The sequence below is a fragment of the Quatrionicoccus australiensis genome (assembly GCF_020510525.1).
GTDB classification, from domain to species: Bacteria; Pseudomonadota; Gammaproteobacteria; order Burkholderiales; family Rhodocyclaceae; genus Azonexus; species Azonexus australiensis_B.
On sequence record NZ_CP075188.1, the window covers coordinates 4,130,607 to 4,151,799 of the forward strand.

General features: G+C 63.0%; 24 protein-coding genes. 17 read left to right on the plus strand and 7 right to left on the minus strand.

The annotated features are described in order from the left end of the window. Positions 1 to 13: 13 nt before the first annotated feature. A complete protein-coding gene (locus tag KI612_RS19580; RefSeq protein ID WP_226441734.1) occupies positions 14 to 460 on the plus strand; it encodes an NUDIX hydrolase in 447 nt (148 codons plus the stop codon). A 169-nt stretch (positions 461 to 629) separates the two neighbouring features. On the opposite strand, the gene KI612_RS19585 is transcribed toward KI612_RS19580, so the two are convergent. The 7 genes from KI612_RS19585 to KI612_RS19615 all read right to left on the minus strand — a co-directional run bounded on the left by KI612_RS19585 (position 630) and on the right by KI612_RS19615 (position 7,385). After that, on the minus strand, positions 630 to 2,186 hold the full coding sequence (locus KI612_RS19585; protein WP_226441735.1) for an AAA family ATPase: 1,557 nt from the start codon (positions 2,184 to 2,186) through the stop codon (positions 630 to 632). Between the two features lie 2 nt (positions 2,187 to 2,188). Then, positions 2,189 to 2,773 (minus strand): hypothetical protein, encoded by a 585-nt coding sequence (locus KI612_RS19590; RefSeq protein WP_226441736.1) that lies wholly within the window; start codon positions 2,771 to 2,773, stop codon positions 2,189 to 2,191. Continuing rightward, a complete protein-coding gene (locus KI612_RS19595) occupies positions 2,728 to 2,919 on the minus strand; it encodes a hypothetical protein (protein ID WP_226441737.1) in 192 nt (63 codons plus the stop codon). Before KI612_RS19595 ends, KI612_RS19590 begins: the two co-directional genes overlap by 46 nt. 17 nt (positions 2,920 to 2,936) lie before the next feature. Beyond that, a complete protein-coding gene (locus KI612_RS19600; RefSeq protein WP_226441738.1) occupies positions 2,937 to 4,661 on the minus strand; it encodes a hypothetical protein in 1,725 nt (574 codons plus the stop codon). Positions 4,662 to 4,663: 2 nt separating this feature from the next. After that, a complete protein-coding gene (locus KI612_RS19605; protein ID WP_226441739.1) occupies positions 4,664 to 5,137 on the minus strand; it encodes a hypothetical protein in 474 nt (157 codons plus the stop codon). A gap of 239 nt (positions 5,138 to 5,376) precedes the next feature. Further along, entirely contained in the window at positions 5,377 to 6,996 is a 1,620-nt protein-coding gene (locus tag KI612_RS19610) for a B12-binding domain-containing radical SAM protein (RefSeq protein ID WP_226441740.1), read from the minus strand. Positions 6,997 to 7,067: 71 nt separating this feature from the next. Next, positions 7,068 to 7,385, minus strand: a complete 318-nt coding sequence (locus KI612_RS19615) for a hypothetical protein (RefSeq protein ID WP_226441741.1) — start codon at positions 7,383 to 7,385, stop codon at positions 7,068 to 7,070. Between the two features lie 267 nt (positions 7,386 to 7,652). Here KI612_RS19615 and KI612_RS19620 point away from each other — a divergent pair, with 267 nt between their 5' ends. The 16 genes from KI612_RS19620 to KI612_RS19695 are packed head-to-tail and all read left to right on the plus strand — an operon-like array spanning position 7,653 to position 21,172. Then, complete coding sequence (locus tag KI612_RS19620) at positions 7,653 to 8,423, plus strand: ABC transporter permease (protein WP_226441742.1); 771 nt, start codon at positions 7,653 to 7,655, stop codon at positions 8,421 to 8,423. A 7-nt stretch (positions 8,424 to 8,430) separates the two neighbouring features. Beyond that, positions 8,431 to 8,754, plus strand: coding sequence for a divalent-cation tolerance protein CutA (cutA, locus tag KI612_RS19625; RefSeq protein WP_226441743.1), 324 nt, complete (start codon positions 8,431 to 8,433; stop codon positions 8,752 to 8,754). Next, a complete protein-coding gene (locus tag KI612_RS19630) occupies positions 8,751 to 10,526 on the plus strand; it encodes a protein-disulfide reductase DsbD (protein WP_226441744.1) in 1,776 nt (591 codons plus the stop codon). Before cutA ends, KI612_RS19630 begins: the two co-directional genes overlap by 4 nt. Before the next feature lie 41 nt (positions 10,527 to 10,567). After that, positions 10,568 to 10,804, plus strand: a complete 237-nt coding sequence (locus tag KI612_RS19635) for an acyl carrier protein (protein ID WP_226441745.1) — start codon at positions 10,568 to 10,570, stop codon at positions 10,802 to 10,804. Positions 10,805 to 10,807: 3 nt separating this feature from the next. Continuing rightward, positions 10,808 to 12,055: a beta-ketoacyl-[acyl-carrier-protein] synthase family protein gene (locus KI612_RS19640; RefSeq protein ID WP_226441746.1), complete on the plus strand. Its 1,248-nt coding sequence runs from the start codon at positions 10,808 to 10,810 to the stop codon at positions 12,053 to 12,055. 17 nt (positions 12,056 to 12,072) lie between these two features. Next, complete coding sequence (locus KI612_RS19645; protein WP_226441747.1) at positions 12,073 to 12,357, plus strand: phosphopantetheine-binding protein; 285 nt, start codon at positions 12,073 to 12,075, stop codon at positions 12,355 to 12,357. After that, positions 12,354 to 13,013: a COG4648 family protein gene (locus KI612_RS19650; protein WP_226441748.1), complete on the plus strand. Its 660-nt coding sequence runs from the start codon at positions 12,354 to 12,356 to the stop codon at positions 13,011 to 13,013. The genes KI612_RS19645 and KI612_RS19650 overlap by 4 nt, the downstream gene beginning before the upstream one ends. Next, positions 13,010 to 14,353, plus strand: a complete 1,344-nt coding sequence (locus tag KI612_RS19655; protein WP_226441749.1) for an AMP-binding protein — start codon at positions 13,010 to 13,012, stop codon at positions 14,351 to 14,353. The genes KI612_RS19650 and KI612_RS19655 overlap by 4 nt, the downstream gene beginning before the upstream one ends. Beyond that, positions 14,346 to 14,654 carry a 3-hydroxyacyl-ACP dehydratase FabZ family protein gene (locus tag KI612_RS19660; protein ID WP_226441750.1) on the plus strand — a complete coding sequence of 103 codons (309 nt, stop codon included), beginning with the start codon at positions 14,346 to 14,348 and terminating at the stop codon, positions 14,652 to 14,654. Before KI612_RS19655 ends, KI612_RS19660 begins: the two co-directional genes overlap by 8 nt. Then, the gene (locus tag KI612_RS19665) at positions 14,651 to 15,556 is read left to right on the plus strand and encodes an LpxL/LpxP family acyltransferase (protein WP_226441751.1); all 906 of its coding nucleotides are present in this window, start codon (positions 14,651 to 14,653) and stop codon (positions 15,554 to 15,556) included. Before KI612_RS19660 ends, KI612_RS19665 begins: the two co-directional genes overlap by 4 nt. Beyond that, the gene (locus KI612_RS19670; protein ID WP_226441752.1) at positions 15,553 to 16,122 is read left to right on the plus strand and encodes an outer membrane lipoprotein carrier protein LolA; all 570 of its coding nucleotides are present in this window, start codon (positions 15,553 to 15,555) and stop codon (positions 16,120 to 16,122) included. The genes KI612_RS19665 and KI612_RS19670 overlap by 4 nt, the downstream gene beginning before the upstream one ends. Further along, positions 16,119 to 18,443 carry an MMPL family transporter gene (locus tag KI612_RS19675; RefSeq protein WP_226441753.1) on the plus strand — a complete coding sequence of 775 codons (2,325 nt, stop codon included), beginning with the start codon at positions 16,119 to 16,121 and terminating at the stop codon, positions 18,441 to 18,443. Before KI612_RS19670 ends, KI612_RS19675 begins: the two co-directional genes overlap by 4 nt. Next, the gene (locus KI612_RS19680; RefSeq protein WP_226441754.1) at positions 18,440 to 19,087 is read left to right on the plus strand and encodes an alpha/beta fold hydrolase; all 648 of its coding nucleotides are present in this window, start codon (positions 18,440 to 18,442) and stop codon (positions 19,085 to 19,087) included. The genes KI612_RS19675 and KI612_RS19680 overlap by 4 nt, the downstream gene beginning before the upstream one ends. 2 nt (positions 19,088 to 19,089) lie before the next feature. Then, positions 19,090 to 19,893, plus strand: a complete 804-nt coding sequence (locus KI612_RS19685; protein ID WP_226441755.1) for a polysaccharide deacetylase family protein — start codon at positions 19,090 to 19,092, stop codon at positions 19,891 to 19,893. Beyond that, on the plus strand, positions 19,890 to 20,624 hold the full coding sequence (locus KI612_RS19690; protein WP_226441756.1) for a class I SAM-dependent methyltransferase: 735 nt from the start codon (positions 19,890 to 19,892) through the stop codon (positions 20,622 to 20,624). The genes KI612_RS19685 and KI612_RS19690 overlap by 4 nt, the downstream gene beginning before the upstream one ends. Beyond that, the gene (locus tag KI612_RS19695; RefSeq protein ID WP_226441757.1) at positions 20,624 to 21,172 is read left to right on the plus strand and encodes a methyltransferase family protein; all 549 of its coding nucleotides are present in this window, start codon (positions 20,624 to 20,626) and stop codon (positions 21,170 to 21,172) included. Before KI612_RS19690 ends, KI612_RS19695 begins: the two co-directional genes overlap by 1 nt. The last annotated feature ends 21 nt before the right edge of the window (positions 21,173 to 21,193 follow it).

Sequence of the window (21,193 nt, forward strand, 5' to 3'; positions counted from 1 at the left end):
AGGGGAAGCGATCATGAAGCTCAACAAGCAGGCCGGCGTCTGGGCCATCATCTATTGCCCATCGGCCGGCACCTTCCTGTTCGGCAGGCGTTCCGAGACGGTCAACAAACCCGGTGTCTGGAATTTCTTCGGCGGCCATGTCGATCCCGGAGAAACGCCACAGCAGGCCTTGCTGCGCGAACTCTCGGAAGAAGCCGGCATCGAGCGCAAGGGCGATGATCTGGTGCACTTCGGCGGCGTCAGCGATAGCGAAATCCAGGGCCTGGGCTACGTCGAGGCCTTGCGCGAACTGCATTACTACCTGCTGCTCGCCGACAGCGAATTCGAACCCCGACTCAACCACGAACATTCCGAATTCCGCTGGCTGAAACCGCACAACCTGCCGCACAACCTGAATCGCCCCTCGGCCATCGCCATCAACATCGGCCTGATCCAGAAAGCGCTGCAGCTGGCGGCTTAGCCCCGGCCAGGCCGGGGATTGCCGCAAATCAGTCCTTGCGACGCAGCAAGACGAGCAGGATACCCAGCCCGAGCAGCACGCTCAGGCCGATGAGCGGTGCCCCGCATAAGCCGTGATCCGTTCCTCAGAACTCGCTAGTGGTCGCGCTTATTGGTCGATTCTGCCGTACCTATGCAAGCACAGTGCGTCGTGGGCGAACTTGGATCTCCGTGCCTCCGATTGGTATCCCGGATGCCGGGACGGCTCGTTCGCGACCCCAGGCTCGGATATTCTCAATTTGTTCCGGGCTGGTTTTTGACAGAGGAACAACATTTTGGAAACTACGGCGGAACAAGTCAGAAGTTACGGCATTGTCACCATGCAGATATGCTTCCTTTACCACTTCGCGGACTGCGGACTCCAGATCAGAGCCGGCGAAGCCGTCTGATGCTTCCACGAGCTCCTGCATCAAGGCACTTGGTAATTCCTGTTTTAGGCCACGCATTGCGTAAATGTTAATGATTTCCTTGCGTTCCTCTGGGGTAGGGAGATCGACGAAGAACAATTCATCAAAGCGGCCTCGGCGTAGCAGTTCGGGAGGTAGTTTTGAAACATCGTTTGCCGTTGCTACCACGAACACACGGGCACGCGCTTCTTGAAGCCAATATAAGAATTGTCCAACAAGGCGTGTTGAAGTGCCGCCGTCATTAGCACCTTGAGTCGCACCCGCCAGACCTTTTTCAATTTCGTCAATCCAGAGTACGCAGGGGGAAACATGATCTGCTGTAGACAGAGCATCTTTCAGTCGTCCTTCGCTTTGCCCCAGATATTGCCCGTGGATTGTTGAAAGATCCAAGCGGTAAAGTGGAAGGCTCCAGTTGTGAGCAATCGCCTTGGCGGAAAGGGATTTCCCGCAGCCAGGGACGCCAACGAGTAAAACACCTCGCGGCGGACGTATTCCTCGTTCTCTCAAGTCAGCTGTAAGCAGGGGGCGTTCGCGGTCCAGCCAAGATTTCAGACCACCCAATCCTCCCACATTCAGCTCAGCTCCTCGCACTTGAACCCGTTCGATGCCCGATATGTCGGCAAAAATACGGTCCTTGGCGTGCATCAATTCGACTAGGTCGGCTTTCTTGATTCCACCAGTGGCCAGTAAGGTGGCGATGATGTTTTCGGCTTCGATTCGAGAGATGCCGGTGAGGATAGCTGCTGCTTGTTTTTCATCGGACTCGTCCCATTCGATGGGCAGTTGGCTGCGGTAGGCTTCTATCTGTTCATGGATAATCTCACGCATTTCGTCTTCAGTTGGTGACGAAAGGGTAAGCGACATACCGAGCCGCTGCAATTGCCCCCAAACGGGTTTAGTCGTTACGACGATGACTACTCCGCCATGTTCTGCTGCAAGCATGACTGTATCCTGCAACTGTCTGGCAAACGGCGTGTCATCCTCAATATCAGCGACCTCCGTCAATATGAAAGACAGGTTTTGACGTTGAGATATCTGTTGACTCGCGAAATCAATCGCACCAACGACTGAGCGGTCCTCGTTTGCCGAACGGTTGGTAAGCAGTTCTTTTGTTCCTTGCGAGAGCGTGTGAACAAAAATTGGCGCATTGCTCAGGCTAGCAGCGACTTCTCGAAATATTTCCAGAACGCGCGAGCGTTCCGCACTGCGGATAGAAATGAAAGGCACCCGAGCCTTAAGGTAAAGCGTCAAATTGGTTTTGAATTCTCTGGTATCACTCATGATCAGGCCAATATCGTTCGTTTTCTTGCGGTTGTGGGCATATTTTCAACCACGTAATTTGATGCGGGCATCGGCAGCGACGACGCACAGGCGGCGGAGGCGTCATAGCCAAGTAGGCTGTTATGCCGAATCAGGCTTGTAAGTTTGCCGCTGCGATCACGCTTTGCGCTATCTTCCAGTGAACTATGAGCGCGCTCTGCATAACGTTTCAGTTCACCGGACAAATGTTCTCTGAGCATTTGCGGGAAAGCCGGAATGATTGCTACCCGATAGAGCAACGCGAGATTACGCCGTGTGTCCAATAATGCCCGGACCAGAGTAATTTCATCCGCGCCTAGGTTAAGGTCACGTGCCATGCGGTTAGCGCAGCGTTGCAATCTCGTACTGAAAACTTCGCTAATTCGCTCTGAAAAGAGATTTGCCACGCCACTGCTCCAAGCTAGTTCGCCTTGAGTCATTGCGCGAATTACCTCTTCATCATTCGCGCCATTTTCCAAGGCTTCGAGGCAGGCACTCCAATCGGCATAGCTACAGGGAGCCTTCATTTCACCCTGCGGATAAATGGCACAGCAGGCAATAAATCCCATTCTGGGAATACCCCCGCAAGTGTGTCGCGGAACTGTTCGTTTTCGACAGGAAGAGTCTGCGCCGGCTCTGCGTGTGTTTTCAGCCCGGATTGTTCAGCAACAGATGCAGACTCAAGGGCGGTTTGATGAATTATTTCTCTGGTCATGTCAGGCTCCTGGGCTCTCAGCAACTGCTCGCCGTTGAGATCACTTGGCGAACATTATCATGGGGGGATAGAAGGTGCTGTTCGGCACTGATCGTTTCGAGAAATTGACTGACCAATGCTGATACAGCATCCCTTTTGGAAAAATCACGTCGCCATTCAACCGCTTCTGCAACAGTGGCTTTCAGCGCTTGCAATGACTGCTCTGTCAATCGTGCAAAATCCTCGGTGATTTTTTTCCTGACTTTCTCGATTTTCGATCTGGCGGTGAAGAACCAAATAAGACATCCCGCCCCGAGCGCCAAGAACAAAAATTGCCCCGGAAAACCCATTGCCAAAAAGCCAATACCGAAGGCAAGACCAGCCCAGTGCTGAAAGCGCAACCTTGCATCGGCAAGTTCCGTTTCTTTACGGCGCTCTATGTGACTTGCCAAAGAAGTTGCGAGCTCTTTCTCGTTTTCGCCATTCTGGGTTGATCCTTGCCAATCCTCGATGGTGATTTCAATCTGGTTGGGCACAGATGCTCTAATGCTTGCCGAAAGGTCCTGATGTGCATCTTTGATCCACTCTTTCGACAAGGCGGTGGCAAAACGCTGGGTGGCTTTCGAGGCGTGGGATACTTCCGGGTGCATCGAGGTGTTGGTCAGCAATTGTGTGAAGCTGACGTGTTCGTCCAGTGCTTTGCTTTCCAGATCGAATCGGTTGCGTGCTTGCGGCTTATCACCGCCTTCGTCGATGATGAGCTGGCAAAACCTGTCGTCTCGACGCAGTGGTAACTCTTCGTCGTCAAAGTTTTTAACGAGTTTGTCCAATAGATCGTCTACCGCCGCTTGCAGGTTGGGCGATACAGGAATAGGGCCATCAAAAGTTGCCTTGAAATGATTCAGGACAACGGCCTGCATGGTTGCGCCGTTCAGGACCTGATTCAATAGGGGCCACGTCGGGCTGTATTGCGGCAAATGTTTGTAGCGGGTGGCGTTATCGGTTGTCGGAATCTTGGAACGCAGTCCGTCGTTCCATTGCTTTCGCTGCTCCTCAACAAAACCAACACGCTGTGATAATTCGGCAATCCATGTCTCGAAACGTTTGGCGCAAAGTCCGCGGATTTCGGTGCCGAACACACCACTGGCCAAGGCATCAATGAGGACTACAGACTGTCGGTCCAGCTTCAGAGGATCCTGTATTCCAAAATAACGATCCAGCCATACCCGGCAACCATTGGCACGGCTGGAGCGGCGAGTGATCAAGGCAAAAAACAGCGATGTCTTTTCGTCATCCCTGCGGATGGCTTCCGCCAAAGCTTTTTCTGCCAAGGGTTTGTTGTCGCCCAGCCATGCCGCCAAAGCAACGAGGGCCGGGGCAAGCCAGTAACGCGGCGCAGACAGCATGAGATTTTCGGTTGCGGCGTTGATGGTTTCCTGGCGAACGACGCTGATGTCGGCAGCCTGAAGAATCCCGGTGGCCTGACGACGGACTTCTGCGTAATAGCCAAATTGGGTCTTTAAGGCCTGTCTGATTTTGACCTGCCTGGTTTCCGCCAGGGCCAACTCCTTGGCTTTGATATCCGCTGCCACAAACTCTATGAATGCCTGTTCAAGACGTGCCAACTCTGATCTTGTACCAGCAATTTCACGTCCAACGGAATCGACTTGCCCGGAGACTACGCCGATGTCGCTGCTTAGACTGGATAGGCTGTTCTGGATAAATGCCAGATCGGCCAGATGAATAATGCGCTCGCTACTCATGATTACCCTTTCACCATTGACGTATCACCGTTATTAGAGATGGCGATAAGCCTGTCTGTATAAACCTCGATAAAAACATAGCCTGGATGCATAGCCAAAGAGCGAGCACGTTCGAGCATAGGGGGCATGGCCTGGTGTCGCTTGTAGTGCTGAATGATCGTCTCTTGCCGGTCCAGCGTATGGACCTCGTAAGGCTCTCCCAGATAGCACTTGGCTACGATGCCAACGGGTAAGTGTTCAATCGATATTTCCGGTAGTTCGTGCTGTATGGCTTGAAGCAAGGCATCAAGCGCTTCCCGTGTATGGGAATGACCACCGGCATCGAGCCTTTGCAGTGACGCGATATAAGCCATCGATCGCTTTGATCTCAGCCGCCTTTCCAGATCAGCAGGAGGCAAGTTGCTACTTGGCTTGGTACTAGTTAGGGAGGATGTGTCTAATTTTGGAGATGCTGAACCGAGCAGTATTCTTGCCATGATGGACGCCTTATTTATTGCTTCGGCATTCTAAAGGGTCAGTTTACGATGACCAAGAAAATTCCATCGCGGCAGGAGCATCAAATAGCCTGGGAGCGGAGCCTTCGTCGATTTTCCGAGCAATCTCGATGCGCTAACCGCCCCCCTTTTTGAAGAATAGCTCCGCTACCGCGGATTCTCTGGTTGCTATGCATCGGCGCGCTGTCGAACCTGAACTGCCAGATGCAGACCTCATATGCTCACGCTTCGGTAATGGCGGAATGCTCGCCGCTAATTGGCGTAAACGAATCGGGTGCAACCCCGCCATGCCTTTCCTGCCGCTGCACCAGACCGCCCGCTGCACGCGCCACCGGTTTGGGCCTGTCCTTGAGCAGGCCCTGCAAGCAGGCCGGATTGGCGCGGGCGCCGCTTGCCTGGTAGTCGGCGAGCAGAAGCGAGCGTACCGTTGCGGCGGCATGGCCGAGTTCCTGCGTCAGGTAGTCGAACAGGCGGTCGACCAGCATTTCGGGGGTAAAAGTACTGGTCTGGGCGATCGTCTGCCACAGCCAGTCGGCAAACGCGGCGAAGGCGGCAAAGGGCGAGGGTGCGGCGAGCAGGACGGGCAGCGTCTGCGGGAAGCGGCCGGAATTGGCGTAGAGGTCCCAGTAACGGGCAAGGCGGGTGAAGCGCCGGACGGTCGACGCGTCCACGGCGCCCGTTTTGACGATGCCGTAGGGCGGCTGGCTGGCGTAGACCATGCCGAATTCGGCGCTGTGGCGAACGATGGGCGTGCCGCGCAGGCGCTTGAGGATGCCGAGCTGGATTTCGTGCGGCCGGTGCGCGTACAGACGGTCGAAACTCGCGGTAAAGCTCTGCCAGCTCTCGCCGGGCAGGCCGAAGATCAGGTCGGCGTGCAGGTGGGCCGGGCTGTGGGCAACCAGCCAGTCGAGGTTGGCGCCGCTCTTTTCGTTGTCCTGGCGGCGCGAAATGCGCTGCTGCACTTCCGGGTTGAAGGTCTGGATGCCGACCTCGAACTGCAGCACGCCGGGCGGGAAGCGGAGGATCATTTCCTTGAGGCGCTCCGGCAGGTGATCGGGAATCACCTCGAAATGCAGGAAGAGATCCGGCGTCAGGCGCTCGAGGAAAAATTGCAGGATCTGCAGCGAGCTGTCGATCTTCAGGTTGAAGGTGCGGTCGACGAACTTGAAATTGCGCGCGCCGCGTTGATACAAGCCATCGAGCGCGGCAAGAAAGCGCGCTGCGTCAAAGGCCCAGGCCGTCTTGTCGAGCGCGCTCAGGCAGAACTCGCACTTGAACGGGCAGCCGCGCGAGGCCTCGACATAGAGCAGGCGATGCGCCAAGTCGTCCGGCGTGAATTCGCCGTAGGGCAGCTCGATCTGCTCGAGCGGCGGCTGTTCGCCGGGAATCACCTTCATCAGCGGTGGCGGCCCGTCGATCAGGGCGCGGCAGAGTTTGGCAAAGCTGACGTCGCCCCAGCCGGTGATGACATGGTCGGCGAGACGGACGATTTCCTGTTGCTCCCATTCGTGGCTGACTTCCGGCCCGCCGAGGACGATCTTGAGCGCCGGCCGGGCTTCTTTCAGTCGCCGCACAACTTCGGTCGTCGGCGCGACATTCCAGATATAGACGCCGAAACCGACGATCTGCGGCACGCCTTCGACCGCTTCGCCGAGTTCGTCGAGCAGGGCGGCGACGATTTCCGCCACCGGGCGGTTGATCGTGAATTCGCGCAGCACGGCAGCGGCGCGCAGGGCCGGATTTCCGTGCCGGGCCAGGTTGGCGAGCAGGTAGCGCAGGCCGAGCGAGGCGTGGATGTAGCGGGCGTTAAGCGTGCAGAGAACGATGGCGGGCGAGGACATGCCGCCATTTTGACATCTTCGTCGCAGCCTGACCGGTCAACGGCCGGGCGCGGGCCTTTTTCCGCCGTTGCTTACCAGGAGCGCGCACCCATCATGTAGTTGCGGGTTTCCTTCGGACTTTCGCGGGGAATTTCGACCGGCGCGATGACGACCGGGGCCGGCGCCACGACAACGACCGGCTCCGGTGCCGGCAGCAGCAGGTCACGCAGGCGCAGGACCATGATCAACAGCTCTTCGTCGAGCGCCGCTTCCTCGATTTCGGCGAGGCGTTCGCGGGCATAGGCCGGCTCGCGGCCCAGACGCTCGAGATCGACCGTCTGGCTCAGCGTACGCTTGACCATCAATTTGAAACGGGCCATCAACTGGGCCCTTTCAAGTTTTTCATCCATCGACGGTTCTCCTTTTTATGCGCGCCGGCAAAGCGCGATCGGGGTTGGTGGTGCAATGCAGCGAAAATCATGCCGGCGACCGGTCGACCGGATAAAAACGCCAAAAATCATTTACTTGCAGGAATTACCCGGGACCAACCGGGGATGCCCGCTGCCTGAAACTGGTGCAAGGGCATTCCTGACCGGGCCGTCATGGTGCGCCGCAATAAAAAGCAGCCACGCCACTTCACAGTAAAATAGACCGCTCTTTCCTCAACGGTGCATCCGATGCTCCCTGGCTTACACCGCCCCGGCTGGTTTCCGGTCTGGCAGCGCAACTTCCTCGTCTGGCGCAAGCTCGCCCTGCCGTCCATACTCGGCAACCTGGCCGACCCGCTGATCTACATGCTCGGCCTTGGTTACGGCCTGGGTGCGATGCTGCCCAACATCGACGGCCAGTCCTACGTCGCCTTCCTTGCGGCCGGCACGGTGTGCGCCTCGACGATGAACGCGGCGACCTTCGAAGCGCTCTATTCGTCGTTCTCGCGCATGCATGTGCAGAAAACCTGGGACGCCATCCTCAACACGCCGCTCGGCCTGACCGATGTCGTCGCCGGCGAGCTGTTCTGGGCGGCGACCAAGTCGCTGTTTTCCGGCGCCGCCATCCTCGTCGTCATCGCCGGCCTCGGCCTGACGCACGGCCCGCTCGCGCTCTGGGCGCTGCCGGCGATCATCCTGACCGGGCTGGCCTTCGCCGCACTCGGCCTGATCTGGAACGCGCTGGCGCCGTCCTACGATTTCTTCATGTATTACTTCACGCTGTTCATCACGCCGATGACGCTGATTTCCGGCGTTTTCTTCCCGACCGGGCAATTGCCGGGCTGGCTCGCCAGCATCGGCCAGATCCTGCCGCTGGCCCAGGGCGTCGCGCTGATCCGGCCGCTGCTCGCCGGCAACGTGCCGCCCGATGCGCTGCTCCACATCGGCGTGCTGCTCGCGACCACCGGCATCGCCTTCGCCATCGCGCTGCGCCTGACCCGGCGCCGCCTGCTCAAGTAGGAAGCCCATGTCCACGCTGCTCATCCTCTGCAACTGCCCCGACGAAGAAGTCGCCAACCGCATCGCGCTCGCCGTCCTCGAAAGCGGCCTGGCCGCCTGCGTCAATATCCTGCCGCGCATCCAGTCGCTTTACCGCTGGCAGGGCAAGATCGAGTCGGCGACGGAAATCCCGCTTTTCATCAAGTCGACCGCTGCGAATTACCCGGCGCTTGAAGCCGCGATCCAGAAACTCCATCCCTACGACATTCCCGAAATCATCGCGCTGCCCGTCGAGCGCGGCTTGCCGGCCTACCTGAACTGGGTGGCGGCAGAAACGGTCCAACAGCCATGATGCGCATCCTCTTCGTCTTCCTGCTCCTCTTCGGTCAACTCGCCCAGGCCGAGGAATTCCTCGACCCGGCGGTCGCCTTCAAGCCTGCCGTGCGTGCCCTCGACGGGCAGACGCTGGAAATCAGCTACGAGATCGCCAAGGGCTATTACCTGTACCGCGACAAGTTCCGCTTTGCCGTGGACGGCGAGAGCACCACGCTCGGCGCACCGGTCTTCCCCAAGGGCAAGGAGAAGGACGACGAGAATTTCGGCAAGGTCGAGGTCTATTACAAGACGGTTGCCATCCGCGTCCCGGTCGAGCGCAGCAGTTCCGGGCCGCTGCCGCTGACCCTCAAGCTGAGTTCGCAGGGCTGCGCCGACGCCGGCATCTGCTACCCGCCGCAAAGCCAGACGCTGAGCGTCGAACTGCCCGATCCGGCCAGTGCCCCGGCGGCCGAGGCAAGCCCGGCGGTCGACGGCGACGAAAGCAGCAAAATCGCCGCGACGCTCAAAAATGCCGGTTTCTGGGTCAATCTCGCCTTCTTCTTCGTGGCCGGCCTCGGCCTGTCGCTGACGCCCTGCGTCTTCCCGATGATTCCCATCCTCTCCGGCATCATTGCCGGCCAGGGCCACCAGGTCTCGCACGCACGCGGTTTCGCGCTGGCGCTCGCCTACGTGCTCGGCATGGCGGTGACCTACGCCGCCGCCGGGGTCGCCGCCGGCCTGTCCGGCACGCTGGTCTCAAGCGCGCTGCAAAGCCCGTGGGTGCTCGGCGCCTTCGCGCTGGTCTTCGTCGTGCTCTCCTTCTCGATGTTCGGCTTCTACGAGCTGCAACTGCCCAGCTCGCTGCAGAGCAAGCTTTCGGAAGAATCCGGTCACCTGCAGGGCGGGCGTGGCATCGGCGTCTTCGTGATGGGCGCGCTGTCGGCGCTGATCGTCGGCCCCTGCGTCGCCGCGCCGCTTGCCGGCGCACTGCTCTACATCGGCCAGACCGGCGATGCCGTGCTCGGCGGCACGGCGCTGTTCGTCATGGCGCTCGGCATGGGCGTGCCGCTGCTCGTGGTCGGCGTTGCCGGCGGCTCGCTGCTGCCGCGCGCCGGCGCGTGGATGGAAGCGGTCAAGAAGGGCTTCGGCGTGCTCCTGCTCGCCACCGCCGTCTGGCTGGTTTCGCCAGTCATTCCGGCCGTGGCGCAGATGCTGGCCTGGGCCGCCTTGCTGATCATTCCGGCCATCTACCTGCACGCCCTCGACCCGCTGCCGCCGCACGCCAAGGGTTGGCAGCGTTTCTGGAAGGGCATCGGCATCGTCATGCTGCTGACCGGTGCCGCCTTGCTGATCGGCGCCCTGGCCGGCAGCCGCGATCCGCTGCAACCGCTCGCCGGTTTGCGCGGTCAGGCAATCGCCGCCGAAGAAAAGCATCTGCCCTTCGAGCGCGTTGCCTCGCTCGCCGAGCTGGAGCAGAAAATCATGGCCGCCGGCCAGCCGGTGATGCTCGATTTTTATGCCGACTGGTGCGTGTCGTGCAAGGAAATGGAGCGTTTTACCTTCGCCGACAGCGCCGTGCGCGCCAAACTGGCCGGTTTCAAGCTGTTTCAGGCCGATGTCACGGCCAATTCGGCCGACGACAAGGCCTTGCTCGCCAAATTCGGCCTGTTCGGGCCACCCGGCATCCTCTTTTTTGCGCCGGATGGCCGCGAACTCAAGAATGCCCGCGTCGTCGGCTTTCAGGACGCGCCGAACTTCCTGCAAACACTGGCGAAAATGCCCGGCGCGACCGCGCAAACGGTCCGTTAATTTTTGTAAAAAGAAGGCCTTGGGCTAAAATGCTGCCCACTATGGATTCTCTAGGCCTGATCCGCGAATTTCTCCACAACCGTCTCGGCGTTCCGTCCGAGCGCGTCGTTGCTGACGCGGCCCTGGTTTCGCTCGGGGTGGATTCGCTGATGATGCTCGAATTGATGTTCGAATTCGAAGACCGTTTCGGCATCACGCTCTCCAAAGACCTGAAAAGCCCGAAAACCGTCGGCGACATGACTGCGCTGATGGACCGGTTGCGCCAAGCCAAAGGCTGAGCCATGACGCAACGGCGGGTGGCGATTACTGGCCTGGGCCTGGTCAGTCCGTTTGGCGGCGACCTGCCCGACTTCTTTGCCCGCCTGCTCGCCGGCGAATCCGCCGTGCATTTCCTGCAGACCGACGACGTCCCGCGTCCGCTCGCCATTCCCTTCGTCAGCTGCCCCGGTTTCGATGCCGATGCCGAACTCGGCAAACCGCTGGCCGGCACCATGGACCGCTTTGCCCAGCTCGGCACGGCCGCCGCGTACCGCGCCTGGCAGGATGCCGGGCTGTCACGCGGTCAACCGGCCGAAAACCGTGAAAACTGGGGCGTTTCCTGGGGCACGGCGCTGGGCGGCACGCTGGCCTACGAAAAGGGCTACAAGGAGCTGTGGATCAAGGGCCGCGAGCGCGTCTCGCCGCTCTCGGTGATCCTCGGCATGAACAACGCGGCCAATGCCCACATTTCGATCCAGCTTGGTCTGGGCGGCGTCAGCATGAGCCATACCGTGGCCTGCGCCTCGTCCGCCATCGCCATCGGCGAAGCCTTCCGCCGCGTGCGCAGCGGCGAAGCCCCGGTGATGCTGACCGGCGGTTCCGACGTGCCGCAGGCCTACGGCGTTGCCCGCGCCTGGGAGGCGCTGCGCGTCATGGCCAACTGCGATGAAAAAACCGCCGCGCAGGCCTGTCGACCGTTCAGCGCCGGGCGCACCGGCCTGGTGCTGGGCGAGGGCGGGGCGGCGCTGGTCCTCGAAGACTGGGAACATGCCGTCGCGCGCGGCGCCCGCATCCATGGCGAGATGGTCGGCTACGGCACGACCTGCGACCACAGCCACCTGGTGCGCCCCGATGCCGCCGGCCAGGTGCGTGCGCTCAACATGGCGCTCGCCGACGCCGGCCTGACGCCGGCCGACATCGATTACGTCAACGCGCACGGCACGGCCACCGCCGAAGGCGATCCGGTCGAAATCGCCGCCCTCCGGACAGTGTTCGGTGAAGCTGCCGCCCGCCTCGCGGTCAGCGGCACCAAGTCCATGCACGGCCATCAGCTCGGTGCCGCCGGCGCCATCGAAGCGATCATCACCGTCCTCGCCCTGCGCGAACAGGCGATTCCGCCCACCGCGCATCTCGGCGAGCCCGATCCGGCCTGTGCCGGCGTCGATCACGTCGGCACAGGCCGGGCGCAACAACTGCGCGCCGCACTCTCCAATTCCTTTGCCTTTGGCGGCAGCAATGCGGTGCTCGCATTCCGCGCCGTCACGCCTTAATCCACGGAAATCCCGCCATGTCACTAGCCATCTCCCCGGAAACCGTCGAAGCCCTGCTGCCGGAAGTCGCCGAACTGATCATTTCGGCCCTCAATCTCGACATGGCCGCCAGCGAAATCGAGCCGGATGCTCCGTTGTTCGGCGAAGGCCTCGGCCTTGACTCGATCGACGTGCTCGAACTGGCCCTGGTCATTTCCAAGCGCTACGGCTTCCAGCTCAAGTCGGACAACGAGGACAACATCCGCATCTTCACCTCGCTGCGTTCGCTGACCAGCCATATCGCCGCCCAGCGGACGAAATGACCGGGCTGAGTCCGGCCGCCCTCCTGCGCAGCCTGGCCGCCGGCATGCTGGTTGTCGCCTGGGCCATCTTCGCCCACTACGGCAGCGCCGGCGACGGCCCGGCCGATTTTTCCGCCGCACTGGCCACCGCCCCCATCCTCGCCTTCGCCGTGATCCTGCTCTGGCGGGCCGGCCATCCGCTGCTAATCGGCCTCGGCGGCCTCGCCATTCTTGCCCTGCTGGCGCTGAGCTGGCCCACCCTGCGCCAGAACGTCGCCCTGCTTTTTTACGTGCAGCATCTCGGCACCAACCTGGCGCTCGGTACCTTGTTCGGACGCAGCCTGATCGGTAACGGCGATGCGCTGGTTACCACCTTTGCCAAGCTCGCCCACGACGGCGTGATTTCGGAGGCCAAGGCGCGTTACACGCGGCAAGTCACCATCGCCTGGACGATCTTCTTTTTCGGCTCGGCAGCGCTGTCGACCGTGCTGATCCTCTTCGCACCGACCGTCGTCTGGTCGGTCTTCGTCAATCTGCTGAGCATGCCCCTGCTGGCGCTGATGTTTGCCGGCGAGCACCTGATCCGCAACCGCGTGCTGCCGCCGGAAGACCGCTCCAGCATCGCCGACACCATCCGCGGCTACCGCGCCTCGGCCGCCCGCCGCGCCCACCGATGAGCCAGCATCTACCCCTGCTCGGCCATGCCGACCTCGACGCCGTCTTCGCCTACCGCCCGGATGGCCCAGTCAGCGTGCGCGCCTTCCTCGCCGACGTGCAGGCGCTCGCGGCGCTGCTGCCGGCCGGACAGCACCTGCTCAACGTCTGCCAGGACCGCTACCGCTTCACGGTCGGTTTCGCGGCCGGCCTGATCAGCGGCAAGACCAGCCTGCAACCTTCATCGCAATCGGCCGAGACGCTGCACCAGATCCGCCAGGATTGCCCCGATGTCGGCTGCCTGTGCGACGGCGAATTCGCCAGCCAGGATCTGCCGCGTCTCGACTACCCGGCCAGCCTGCCAGCGGTCGACGCCGCAAAAATCACGGAAATCCCGCGGATCCCGGTCGACCACGTTGCCGCCCGGCTATTCACCTCCGGCTCGACCGGCCGGCCGCAGCCGCACGACAAGCACTGGGGCAAACTGGTCGCCAACGGCCGCGCCGAAGCCGAACGCCTCAGCCTGCTGGCGACGCGGCACAGCATCGTCGGCACCGTGCCGGCGCAGCACAGCTACGGTTTCGAATCGACGGTGCTGCTTGCCCTGCACGGCAACGCGCCGTTCTGGTCGGGCAAGCCCTTCTATCCGCAAGACATCGTCGCCGCCCTCGAGGCGGTGCCGGCACCGCGCCTGCTGGTGTCCACGCCTTTTCACCTGTCGGCACTGATCCAGTCCGGGCTGGCTTTGCCCGCCATCGACCAGTTGCTGTCGGCGACCGCACCGCTCTCGGCCAAACTGGCCGGCGAGGTCGAAGCGGCATGCAATGCGCCCTTGTTCGAAATCTACGGCTCGACCGAAAGCAGCCAGCTCGCCAGCCGGCGCGCCACGACCGACCCGGTCTGGCAACTGCTGGACGGCGTACGCCTCGAGCAGGAAGAGGACATCACGTTCGCGGTCGGCGGCCATGTCGAGGGACGGGTCGGGCTGTCCGACATCATCGAGTTGCTGCCCGACAGTCGCTTCCTGCTGCACGGTCGACAAGCCGATCTGGTCAATATTGCCGGCAAGCGCACCTCGCTCGCCTACCTCAATCACCAGATCATGGCCGTCGACGGCGTCGTCGATGCCGCCTTCTTCCTGCCCGACGACGAGTCTGCCGACGGCATCACGCGGCTCTGTGCCTTCGTCGTCGCGCCGACGCTGAACAGCCGCGCCTTGCTCGCCGCACTGCGGCCGCGCGTCGATGCGATCTTCCTGCCGCGGCCGCTGGTCTTCGTCGATGCACTGCCGCGCAACACCACCGGCAAGCTGCCGCGCAACGAACTGCAGGCGCTCTACGCGGCCAGGGTCAGCCATGACTGAGTTCATCTGGCCGGTACCGACCGAGCATCCCGCCTTTGCCGGCCACTTTCCCGGCAATCCCATCGTGCCCGGCGTCGTCATCCTCGACCAGGCGCTGTTGTTTGCCGAAAAACTGCTTTCTGCAGGCGTCGACCGTACGGGCGCCTGGCAGGTCGGCAATGCCAAGTTCCTCAGCCCGGTCGCGCCCGGCGAAGTGCTGCTGTTTACGCTCGAACAGAAGGCGAGCGGCAGCATCGCCTTCAGCGTCAAAAGCGGCGAACGCAGCGTTGCTTCCGGCAGCCTGACGCCGCCCGCGCCATGACCCAGCCCGCCACGCAAAGCTGGCTGCGCCAGCAGGAACGCAGCAATCTCGCCATCCTCCGGCTGATGGTGTGGATCTCGCTGACTCTGGGCCGTAGCATCGGCCGGCTGGTGCTCTACGGCATCGCCATCTATTACGTGCTGTTTGCGCCCAAGGCGCGGCATTTCAGCCGCGAATACCTGCACCGTTCGCTCGACCGCTGGGCCGAATGGTCGGACGGTTTCCGCCATGTATTCAGCTTTGCGAGCACCATCCACGACCGCATCTACCTGCTCAACGACCGTTTCGACCTGTTCGACATCGAGGTGGTCGGCGCCGAGGCGCTGCAGGCGGCGCTGGCAAAGCAGCCCGGCGCGCTGCTGATCGGCGCCCATTTCGGCAGTTTCGAAGTGCTGCGCTCGGTCGGGCGCGGCCAGGCCGGGCTCAAGGTGGCGATGATGATGTACGAGGAAAACGCCCGCAAGATCAACGCCACGCTGGAAGCGATCAACCCGGCGGCGACGCGCGACATCATCGCGCTCGGCCGCGTCGATTCGATGCTGGAAGCGCGCGACAAGCTCGACCAGGGCTACCTCGTCGGCATGCTCGCCGACCGCAGCCTGGGCGACGACCCGACGGTGGACTGCGAATTTCTCGGCGAAATGGCGCCGTTTCCGGTCGGCCCCTGGCGCATGGCGGCGATGCTGCGCCGGCCGGTGTTCTTCATGGCCGGCATCTACCTTGGCGGCAACCGCTACCAGATCCATTTCGAACCGCTCGCCGACTTCACCGACACCCAGCGCGGCGAACGCGATGCCGCGATGCGCGCCGCGCAGCAGCATTACGCCGAGCGCCTGAGTCATTTCTGCCGGCAGGCGCCCTACAACTGGTTCAATTTCTACGATTTCTGGCAGAAAAAATGATCAAATGCCTCGCCTCCGGCCTGCTCCTCGCCGCCCTCGCGCTGCCGGCCTGTGCCGCCTTCGACGTCGGCCAGTTGATGGATGACCTGGCCCGCCACAAGGGCGGCAAGGCCAGGTTCGTCGAGAAGAAATACATCTCCCTGCTCGACAAGCCGGTCATCTCGACCGGCGAATTGACCTACACGGCGCCGGCCTTCCTCGAAAAACGCACGCTGACGCCCAAGGTCGAAACCCTGCGCCTGGAAAAGGACCTGCTCAGCATCGAGCGCGAGAAGCAGAAGATCAGCATCAACCTGGCCAGCCAGCCGGAAGCGCTCGCTTTCATCGACAGCATCCGCGGCACCCTGACCGGCAACCGCGCCGCGCTCGAGAAGAATTACCTGCTCAGCCTGGCCGGCAATCCCGAAAAATGGGTGCTCACCCTGCTGCCCAGCGACCAGAAAATCTCGGCCCTCGTGCTGCGCATCACGGTCAGCGGCAGCAAGAACCAGATCCGCAGCATCGAATACCTGCAGGCCGACGGTGACCGCGCCGTGATGAGCATCGAACCGCTCGAGGCCAGATGAGCAAAGCCGGCCGCGCCTTTCTGCTCTGGCTGCTGGCCATGCTGGCCGGGGCGGCCATTGTCTGGAACAGCCGCTTCACGGCCGACATGTCCTTCTTCCTGCCATCGCACCCGAGCGCCGAGCAGCAGGTGCTGGTCGACCAACTGAAGGAAGGCGTTGTTTCGCGTCTGCTGATGGTCGCCATCGCCGGCGGCGACGAAACGCAGCGCGCCGCCCTGTCGCGCGAGCTGCGCGGTCGACTCGGCAAAATGCCCGAATTTGTCTCGGTGCAGAACGGCGAAAGCGACAGCCAGGCGGCCGACCGCGATTTCCTCTTCCGCCACCGCTATCTGCTCAGCCCGGCCGTGACGCCCGAACGCTTTACGGTCGACGGCCTGGAAAAGAGCATTTCCGACAGCGTCGACCGCCTGGCCTCGCCGCTCGGCATGGTGCTCAAACCCCTGCTGCCGCGCGATCCGACTGGCGAAATGCTCGAACTGCTGCGCGGCCTCAATGCCGGCGCACAGCCGGACAGCAAGGCTGGCGTCTGGGCCTCGCACGACGGCGAACGGGCGATGCTGCTGATCCAGACCGCGGCGCTCGGCTCCGATACCGACGGCCAGGAAAACGCGATCAAGCTGATCCGCAGCCAGTTCGCCGAAACCGCGCAAGGGCAGGGCATTGCCAACGCCAGCCTGCAACTGTCCGGCCCCGGCCTGTTCGCGGTCAATTCGCGGGCGACGATCAAGGGAGAAGTCAGCCGCCTGTCGACGATCAGCACGCTGGCCATCGTTGCCGTGCTGTTCTTCGTCTATCGCTCGCTGCGCCTGCTCGGCCTCGGCCTGCTGCCGGTGGTTTCCGGCGCGCTGGCCGGCGTCGTCGCGGTCAGCCTGGCCTACGGCACGGTGTTCGGCATCACCGTCGGTTTCGGCGCGGCGCTGATCGGCGAGGCAGTCGATTACTCGATTTATTACTTCGTGCAATCCGGCCGCAATGGCCTGACCGACTGGAAACAGCGCTTCTGGCCGACCATCCGGCTCGGTGTGCTGACCTCGGCCGCCGGCTTCGGCGCCCTGCTTTTTTCCGGCTTTCCCGGCCTCGCCCAGCTCGGCCTCTATTCGCTGGCCGGCGTTGCCACCGCGGCGCTGGTCACCCGCTTCGTGCTGCCGCAACTCGGCCAGGCCAATGGCCAGACGCGCGACCTGACGCCATTCGGGCGGCGCGCCCTGCACGGCATGCAGACGCTGCGCCATCTGCGCTGGCCTGTCCTCGCCCTGGCACTGGCCGCGACCGCGACACTCTTCGCCGAACGCGAGCATTTGTGGAATCCCGAACTCGCGGCACTCAGCCCGGTCAGCCCGGCCGACCAGGCGGTCGACATGGCGCTGCGCGCCGATATCGGCGCGCCGGATGCACGCTATCTGGTGGTGATCGACGCCGCCGACCGCGAAAGCGCCTTGCGCCAGGCCGAAGCGACCGGGCTCCGCCTCGATGCGCTGGTCGCCAGCGGCCAGCTCGGCGGCTACGACAGCCCGAGCCGTTTCCTGCCCAGCCAGGCCAGTCAGGACGCTCGTCGCGCCAGCCTGCCGACGGCCGAGCAACTGCGCCCGCGCCTGCAGGCGGCCCTCGTCGATTCGCCACTGGCCGCCGGCAAACTCGACGGCTTCCTGAGCGATGTCGAACAGGCGCGCAGCGCCGGCAATATCGAACGCGCCAGCCTCAATGGCACCAGCCTGGCGCTCGCCGTCGATTCGCTGCTGCTGCCGCACGGCAGCGGCTGGAGCGTGCTGCTGCCGCTACGGGCGGGCGAACAGGCGATAGACCCGAGCGCCATCCGCAGCGCGCTGGCCGGCAACGATGCGCTGTTCATCGACATGAAGGCCGAGTTCGACAAGCTCTACAACGACTACCTGCACGAAGCCATGCTGCTGTCGCTGGCCGGCCTGGGCGCCATCGTCGTCCTCCTCGCCGCGACCCTGCGTTCGCCGCGCCGGCTCGGCGCCGTGCTGCTGCCGCTGGTGCTCGCCGTGCTTCTCGTCATTGCCGGCCTGCATCTGCTCGGCGAACGCCTGCACCTGATGCACCTGATCGGCATGCTGCTGATCGTCGCGGTCGGCTCCAATTACGCGCTGTTCTTCGACCGCGCCAGCGACGAACACCGGCTCGATCCCGAGACGCTGGCCTCGATGCTGCTCGCCAACCTGACCACCGCAATCGGCTTCGGCACGCTCGCCCTGTCGCAGGTGCCGGTGCTGCACGCGGTCGGCGTCACGGTCGGGCCGGGCGCCATCCTGGCGCTGCTGCTGGCGGCCATTTTCGCACCACGGGCAAGCGCCGCATGAACGCCCCGCTGCGCACCGTCGAACGCAAGACCGGCGCCAGCACGCTGCTCGTGCTGCTGCCCGGCGCCTACATGACGGCCGCCGATTTCGCCACGGCCGGCTTCTTCGACGCCATCGCCCGCCGCCGGCTGGCGCTCGATCTCGTAGCGGTCGACCTCGATCTTGAGGCCATTTCCAGCGGCACCGCCTTGCCGGCGCTGCAGGCGCAGATCCTCGCGCCGGCCCGCCAACTGGGCTACAGCCAGGTCTGGCTGGGCGGCATCTCGCTCGGCGGCCTGCTCGCGCTGTGCCACAACGCCGACACACCGGGCGAGGTCGACGGCCTGTGCCTGCTCGCGCCCTATCCGGGCAGCCGCCTGACCACCAATGCGATCGCCCGCGCCGGCGGACTGGGCGTCTGGCAGGCCAGCGCCGAAGAACTGCAAGACCCGGAGTTCCGTGCCTGGCAATGGCTGCAGAAGCCGCCGGCCGATTTCCCGGTGTTCGTCGGCTACGGCACGGAAGACCGTTTCGCCGCCGGCATGGCGCAGATCGCCGGCTGTTTCCCGCAAGACGCGCGCTGTGCCATCCCCGGCGATCACGACTGGCCGGTCTGGCAGGTTTTGTGGGAACATTTTCTCGATAGCGGAAAGTTGCCGGTCTGATCATGCCCAAACGCTGGACTCCTTCGCCCACCCTGAAACTCAGCTTCGCCACGCATGCCGCGGCCGGCCTCGTTGCGCTCGCCGTGCCCGGCGCCTGGCCCTGGGCGCTCGGCGCCATCGCCCTCAACCAGGCGATCCTGACCGGCGCCGGCATGCTGCCGCGCAGCAGCCTGCTCGGCCCCAACCTGACCCGCCTGCCGGCGGCGGCGATCGCCCGCCGCGAAATCGCGCTGACCATAGACGACGGGCCGCATCCGGAAGTCACGCCGCGCGTCCTCGACCTGCTCGATGCAGCGCAGGCGAAAGCCAGCTTTTTCTGCATCGGCCGCCAGGCTCGCCTGTATCCGGCGCTGTGCCGCGAAATCGTCGCCCGCGGCCATCGTGTCGAGAACCACGGCGACTCGCATTCCAGCCTGTTCGCCACCTTCGGCTTCGGCCGCATGCAGGCCGACATCGCCGCGGCGCAGAGCACACTGGCCGACATCACCGGCCAGGCGCCGCAGTTCTTCCGGCCCACCGCCGGCCTGCGCAATCCTTTCCTCGACCCGGTGCTGCACCGCCTCGACCTGCAACTCGCCGCCTGGACGCGCCGTCCCTACGACACGCGCGAAGGTTCGCCGCGCACGGTTTACCAGCGCCTGATCCACGACCTCGCCGCCGGCGACATCCTGCTCATGCACGACGGCAATTCGGCACCGAGCGCCGACGGCACGCCGGTCATCCTCGGCGTCCTGCCCTGTCTGCTGCAAACCCTGGCCGAACAAGGCCTGCACTCCGTCACCCTGACTTCCTCCCTGACGCCATGACCTCACGCTTCCTGCAAAACCTGCTCGACGATGCCAGCCGTCCCTTCCGGCCCGGCGGCCATTTCGCCTACCACTATGCGCGCGGCAAGCTGTCTTCCGACTGCATCTTCCGCGAGTTGCTCAAGCGCGGCATTTTCCCGGCCGAAGGGCGCTTTCTCGACCTCGGCTGCGGCCAGGGCAGCCTGTTTTCCTGGCTGCTCGCCGCCCGCAATCTGTACGAAAAGGGCAACTGGCCGAGCGACTGGGCCGTGCCACCGAAGCCGCTCAGCCTGCATGGCTATGAACTGATGCAGAAGGATGTCGACCGCGCCGCGCGCGCCTTCGGTGCCGACCATCCGGTCGTCGCCATCCGCCAGGGTGACATGTGCAAGGTCGATTTCGGCCAGGTCGATGTCGTGACCATCCTCGACGCCCTGCATTACATCGACCACCAGCGCCAGAAGGATGTGCTCAAGCGCATCCGCGCCGCCCTGCCGCCTGGCGGCCTGTTCCTGACCCGGGTCGGCGACAAGGGCGCCGGTCTGCCCTATCACCTGTGCAACTGGGTCGACCATGCCGTCACCTTCGTGCGCGGTCACCGCCTGCCGACGCTGTACGGCCGCCCGCTCGCCGAATGGGTCGATTTGCTGAAAAACCTCGGCTTCCAGGTCGAAACCATGCCGATGACCGAAGGCAAGCCCTTCGCCAACATCATGCTGATCTGCCGCGTACCGGCTGAAGCCACGATCTGATGCTGGAAATCCTCGCCTTCCTGGCCGGCTCCGCGCTCGTCCTCTGGTGGTCGCGCGACGCCATCCGCCTGCCCGGCACGCATGGCTTCTACCGCTTCTTCGTCTGGGAAGCGATCCTGCTCCTCGTCATCCTCAATCACGAACCCTGGGGCAAACAACCGTTCTCGCCACACCAGACCACCTCGTGGGTCCTGATGCTGCTCAGCATCGGGCTTGCGCTGGGCGGCCTGATCACCCTGCGCCGCGAAGGCAAGGCCGGCGAAGCACGGCACGAACCCGGGCTGTACAGTTTCGAGAAGACGACCCACCTGGTCAGTAGCGGCCTCTTCGCCTACATCCGCCATCCGATGTACACCTCGCTGCTGGCACTGGCCTGGGGAGCCTTCTTCCAGGACCCGAACCTGAGCGGCAGCATGGTCGCCGGCTTCGCTTCACTGTTCCTGCTGCTCACGGCAAAAGCCGACGAAAGGGAATGCCTGCGCTATTTCGGCCCACAATATGCCGAATACAAGCAGCGCACCTGGATGTTCATTCCCTTCCTTCTCTAAGCCACTGATAAAATGGCGGGC

Excerpts from the sequence above, each read along its gene's own strand:
- KI612_RS19580 (WP_226441734.1), top strand. The coding sequence starts at position 14 with ATGAAGCTCAACAAGCAGGCCGGCGTCTGGGCCATCATCTATTGCCCA.
- KI612_RS19585 (WP_226441735.1), bottom strand. The coding sequence starts at position 2,186 with ATGAGTGATACCAGAGAATTCAAAACCAATTTGACGCTTTACCTTAAG.
- KI612_RS19590 (WP_226441736.1), bottom strand. The coding sequence starts at position 2,773 with ATGGGATTTATTGCCTGCTGTGCCATTTATCCGCAGGGTGAAATGAAG.
- KI612_RS19595 (WP_226441737.1), bottom strand. The coding sequence starts at position 2,919 with ATGACCAGAGAAATAATTCATCAAACCGCCCTTGAGTCTGCATCTGTT.
- KI612_RS19600 (WP_226441738.1), bottom strand. The coding sequence starts at position 4,661 with ATGAGTAGCGAGCGCATTATTCATCTGGCCGATCTGGCATTTATCCAG.
- KI612_RS19605 (WP_226441739.1), bottom strand. The coding sequence starts at position 5,137 with ATGGCAAGAATACTGCTCGGTTCAGCATCTCCAAAATTAGACACATCC.
- KI612_RS19610 (WP_226441740.1), bottom strand. The coding sequence starts at position 6,996 with ATGTCCTCGCCCGCCATCGTTCTCTGCACGCTTAACGCCCGCTACATC.
- KI612_RS19615 (WP_226441741.1), bottom strand. The coding sequence starts at position 7,385 with ATGGATGAAAAACTTGAAAGGGCCCAGTTGATGGCCCGTTTCAAATTG.
- KI612_RS19620 (WP_226441742.1), top strand. The coding sequence starts at position 7,653 with ATGCTCCCTGGCTTACACCGCCCCGGCTGGTTTCCGGTCTGGCAGCGC.
- cutA (WP_226441743.1), top strand. The coding sequence starts at position 8,431 with ATGTCCACGCTGCTCATCCTCTGCAACTGCCCCGACGAAGAAGTCGCC.
- KI612_RS19630 (WP_226441744.1), top strand. The coding sequence starts at position 8,751 with ATGATGCGCATCCTCTTCGTCTTCCTGCTCCTCTTCGGTCAACTCGCC.
- KI612_RS19635 (WP_226441745.1), top strand. The coding sequence starts at position 10,568 with ATGGATTCTCTAGGCCTGATCCGCGAATTTCTCCACAACCGTCTCGGC.
- KI612_RS19640 (WP_226441746.1), top strand. The coding sequence starts at position 10,808 with ATGACGCAACGGCGGGTGGCGATTACTGGCCTGGGCCTGGTCAGTCCG.
- KI612_RS19645 (WP_226441747.1), top strand. The coding sequence starts at position 12,073 with ATGTCACTAGCCATCTCCCCGGAAACCGTCGAAGCCCTGCTGCCGGAA.
- KI612_RS19650 (WP_226441748.1), top strand. The coding sequence starts at position 12,354 with ATGACCGGGCTGAGTCCGGCCGCCCTCCTGCGCAGCCTGGCCGCCGGC.
- KI612_RS19655 (WP_226441749.1), top strand. The coding sequence starts at position 13,010 with ATGAGCCAGCATCTACCCCTGCTCGGCCATGCCGACCTCGACGCCGTC.
- KI612_RS19660 (WP_226441750.1), top strand. The coding sequence starts at position 14,346 with ATGACTGAGTTCATCTGGCCGGTACCGACCGAGCATCCCGCCTTTGCC.
- KI612_RS19665 (WP_226441751.1), top strand. The coding sequence starts at position 14,651 with ATGACCCAGCCCGCCACGCAAAGCTGGCTGCGCCAGCAGGAACGCAGC.
- KI612_RS19670 (WP_226441752.1), top strand. The coding sequence starts at position 15,553 with ATGATCAAATGCCTCGCCTCCGGCCTGCTCCTCGCCGCCCTCGCGCTG.
- KI612_RS19675 (WP_226441753.1), top strand. The coding sequence starts at position 16,119 with ATGAGCAAAGCCGGCCGCGCCTTTCTGCTCTGGCTGCTGGCCATGCTG.
- KI612_RS19680 (WP_226441754.1), top strand. The coding sequence starts at position 18,440 with ATGAACGCCCCGCTGCGCACCGTCGAACGCAAGACCGGCGCCAGCACG.
- KI612_RS19685 (WP_226441755.1), top strand. The coding sequence starts at position 19,090 with ATGCCCAAACGCTGGACTCCTTCGCCCACCCTGAAACTCAGCTTCGCC.
- KI612_RS19690 (WP_226441756.1), top strand. The coding sequence starts at position 19,890 with ATGACCTCACGCTTCCTGCAAAACCTGCTCGACGATGCCAGCCGTCCC.
- KI612_RS19695 (WP_226441757.1), top strand. The coding sequence starts at position 20,624 with ATGCTGGAAATCCTCGCCTTCCTGGCCGGCTCCGCGCTCGTCCTCTGG.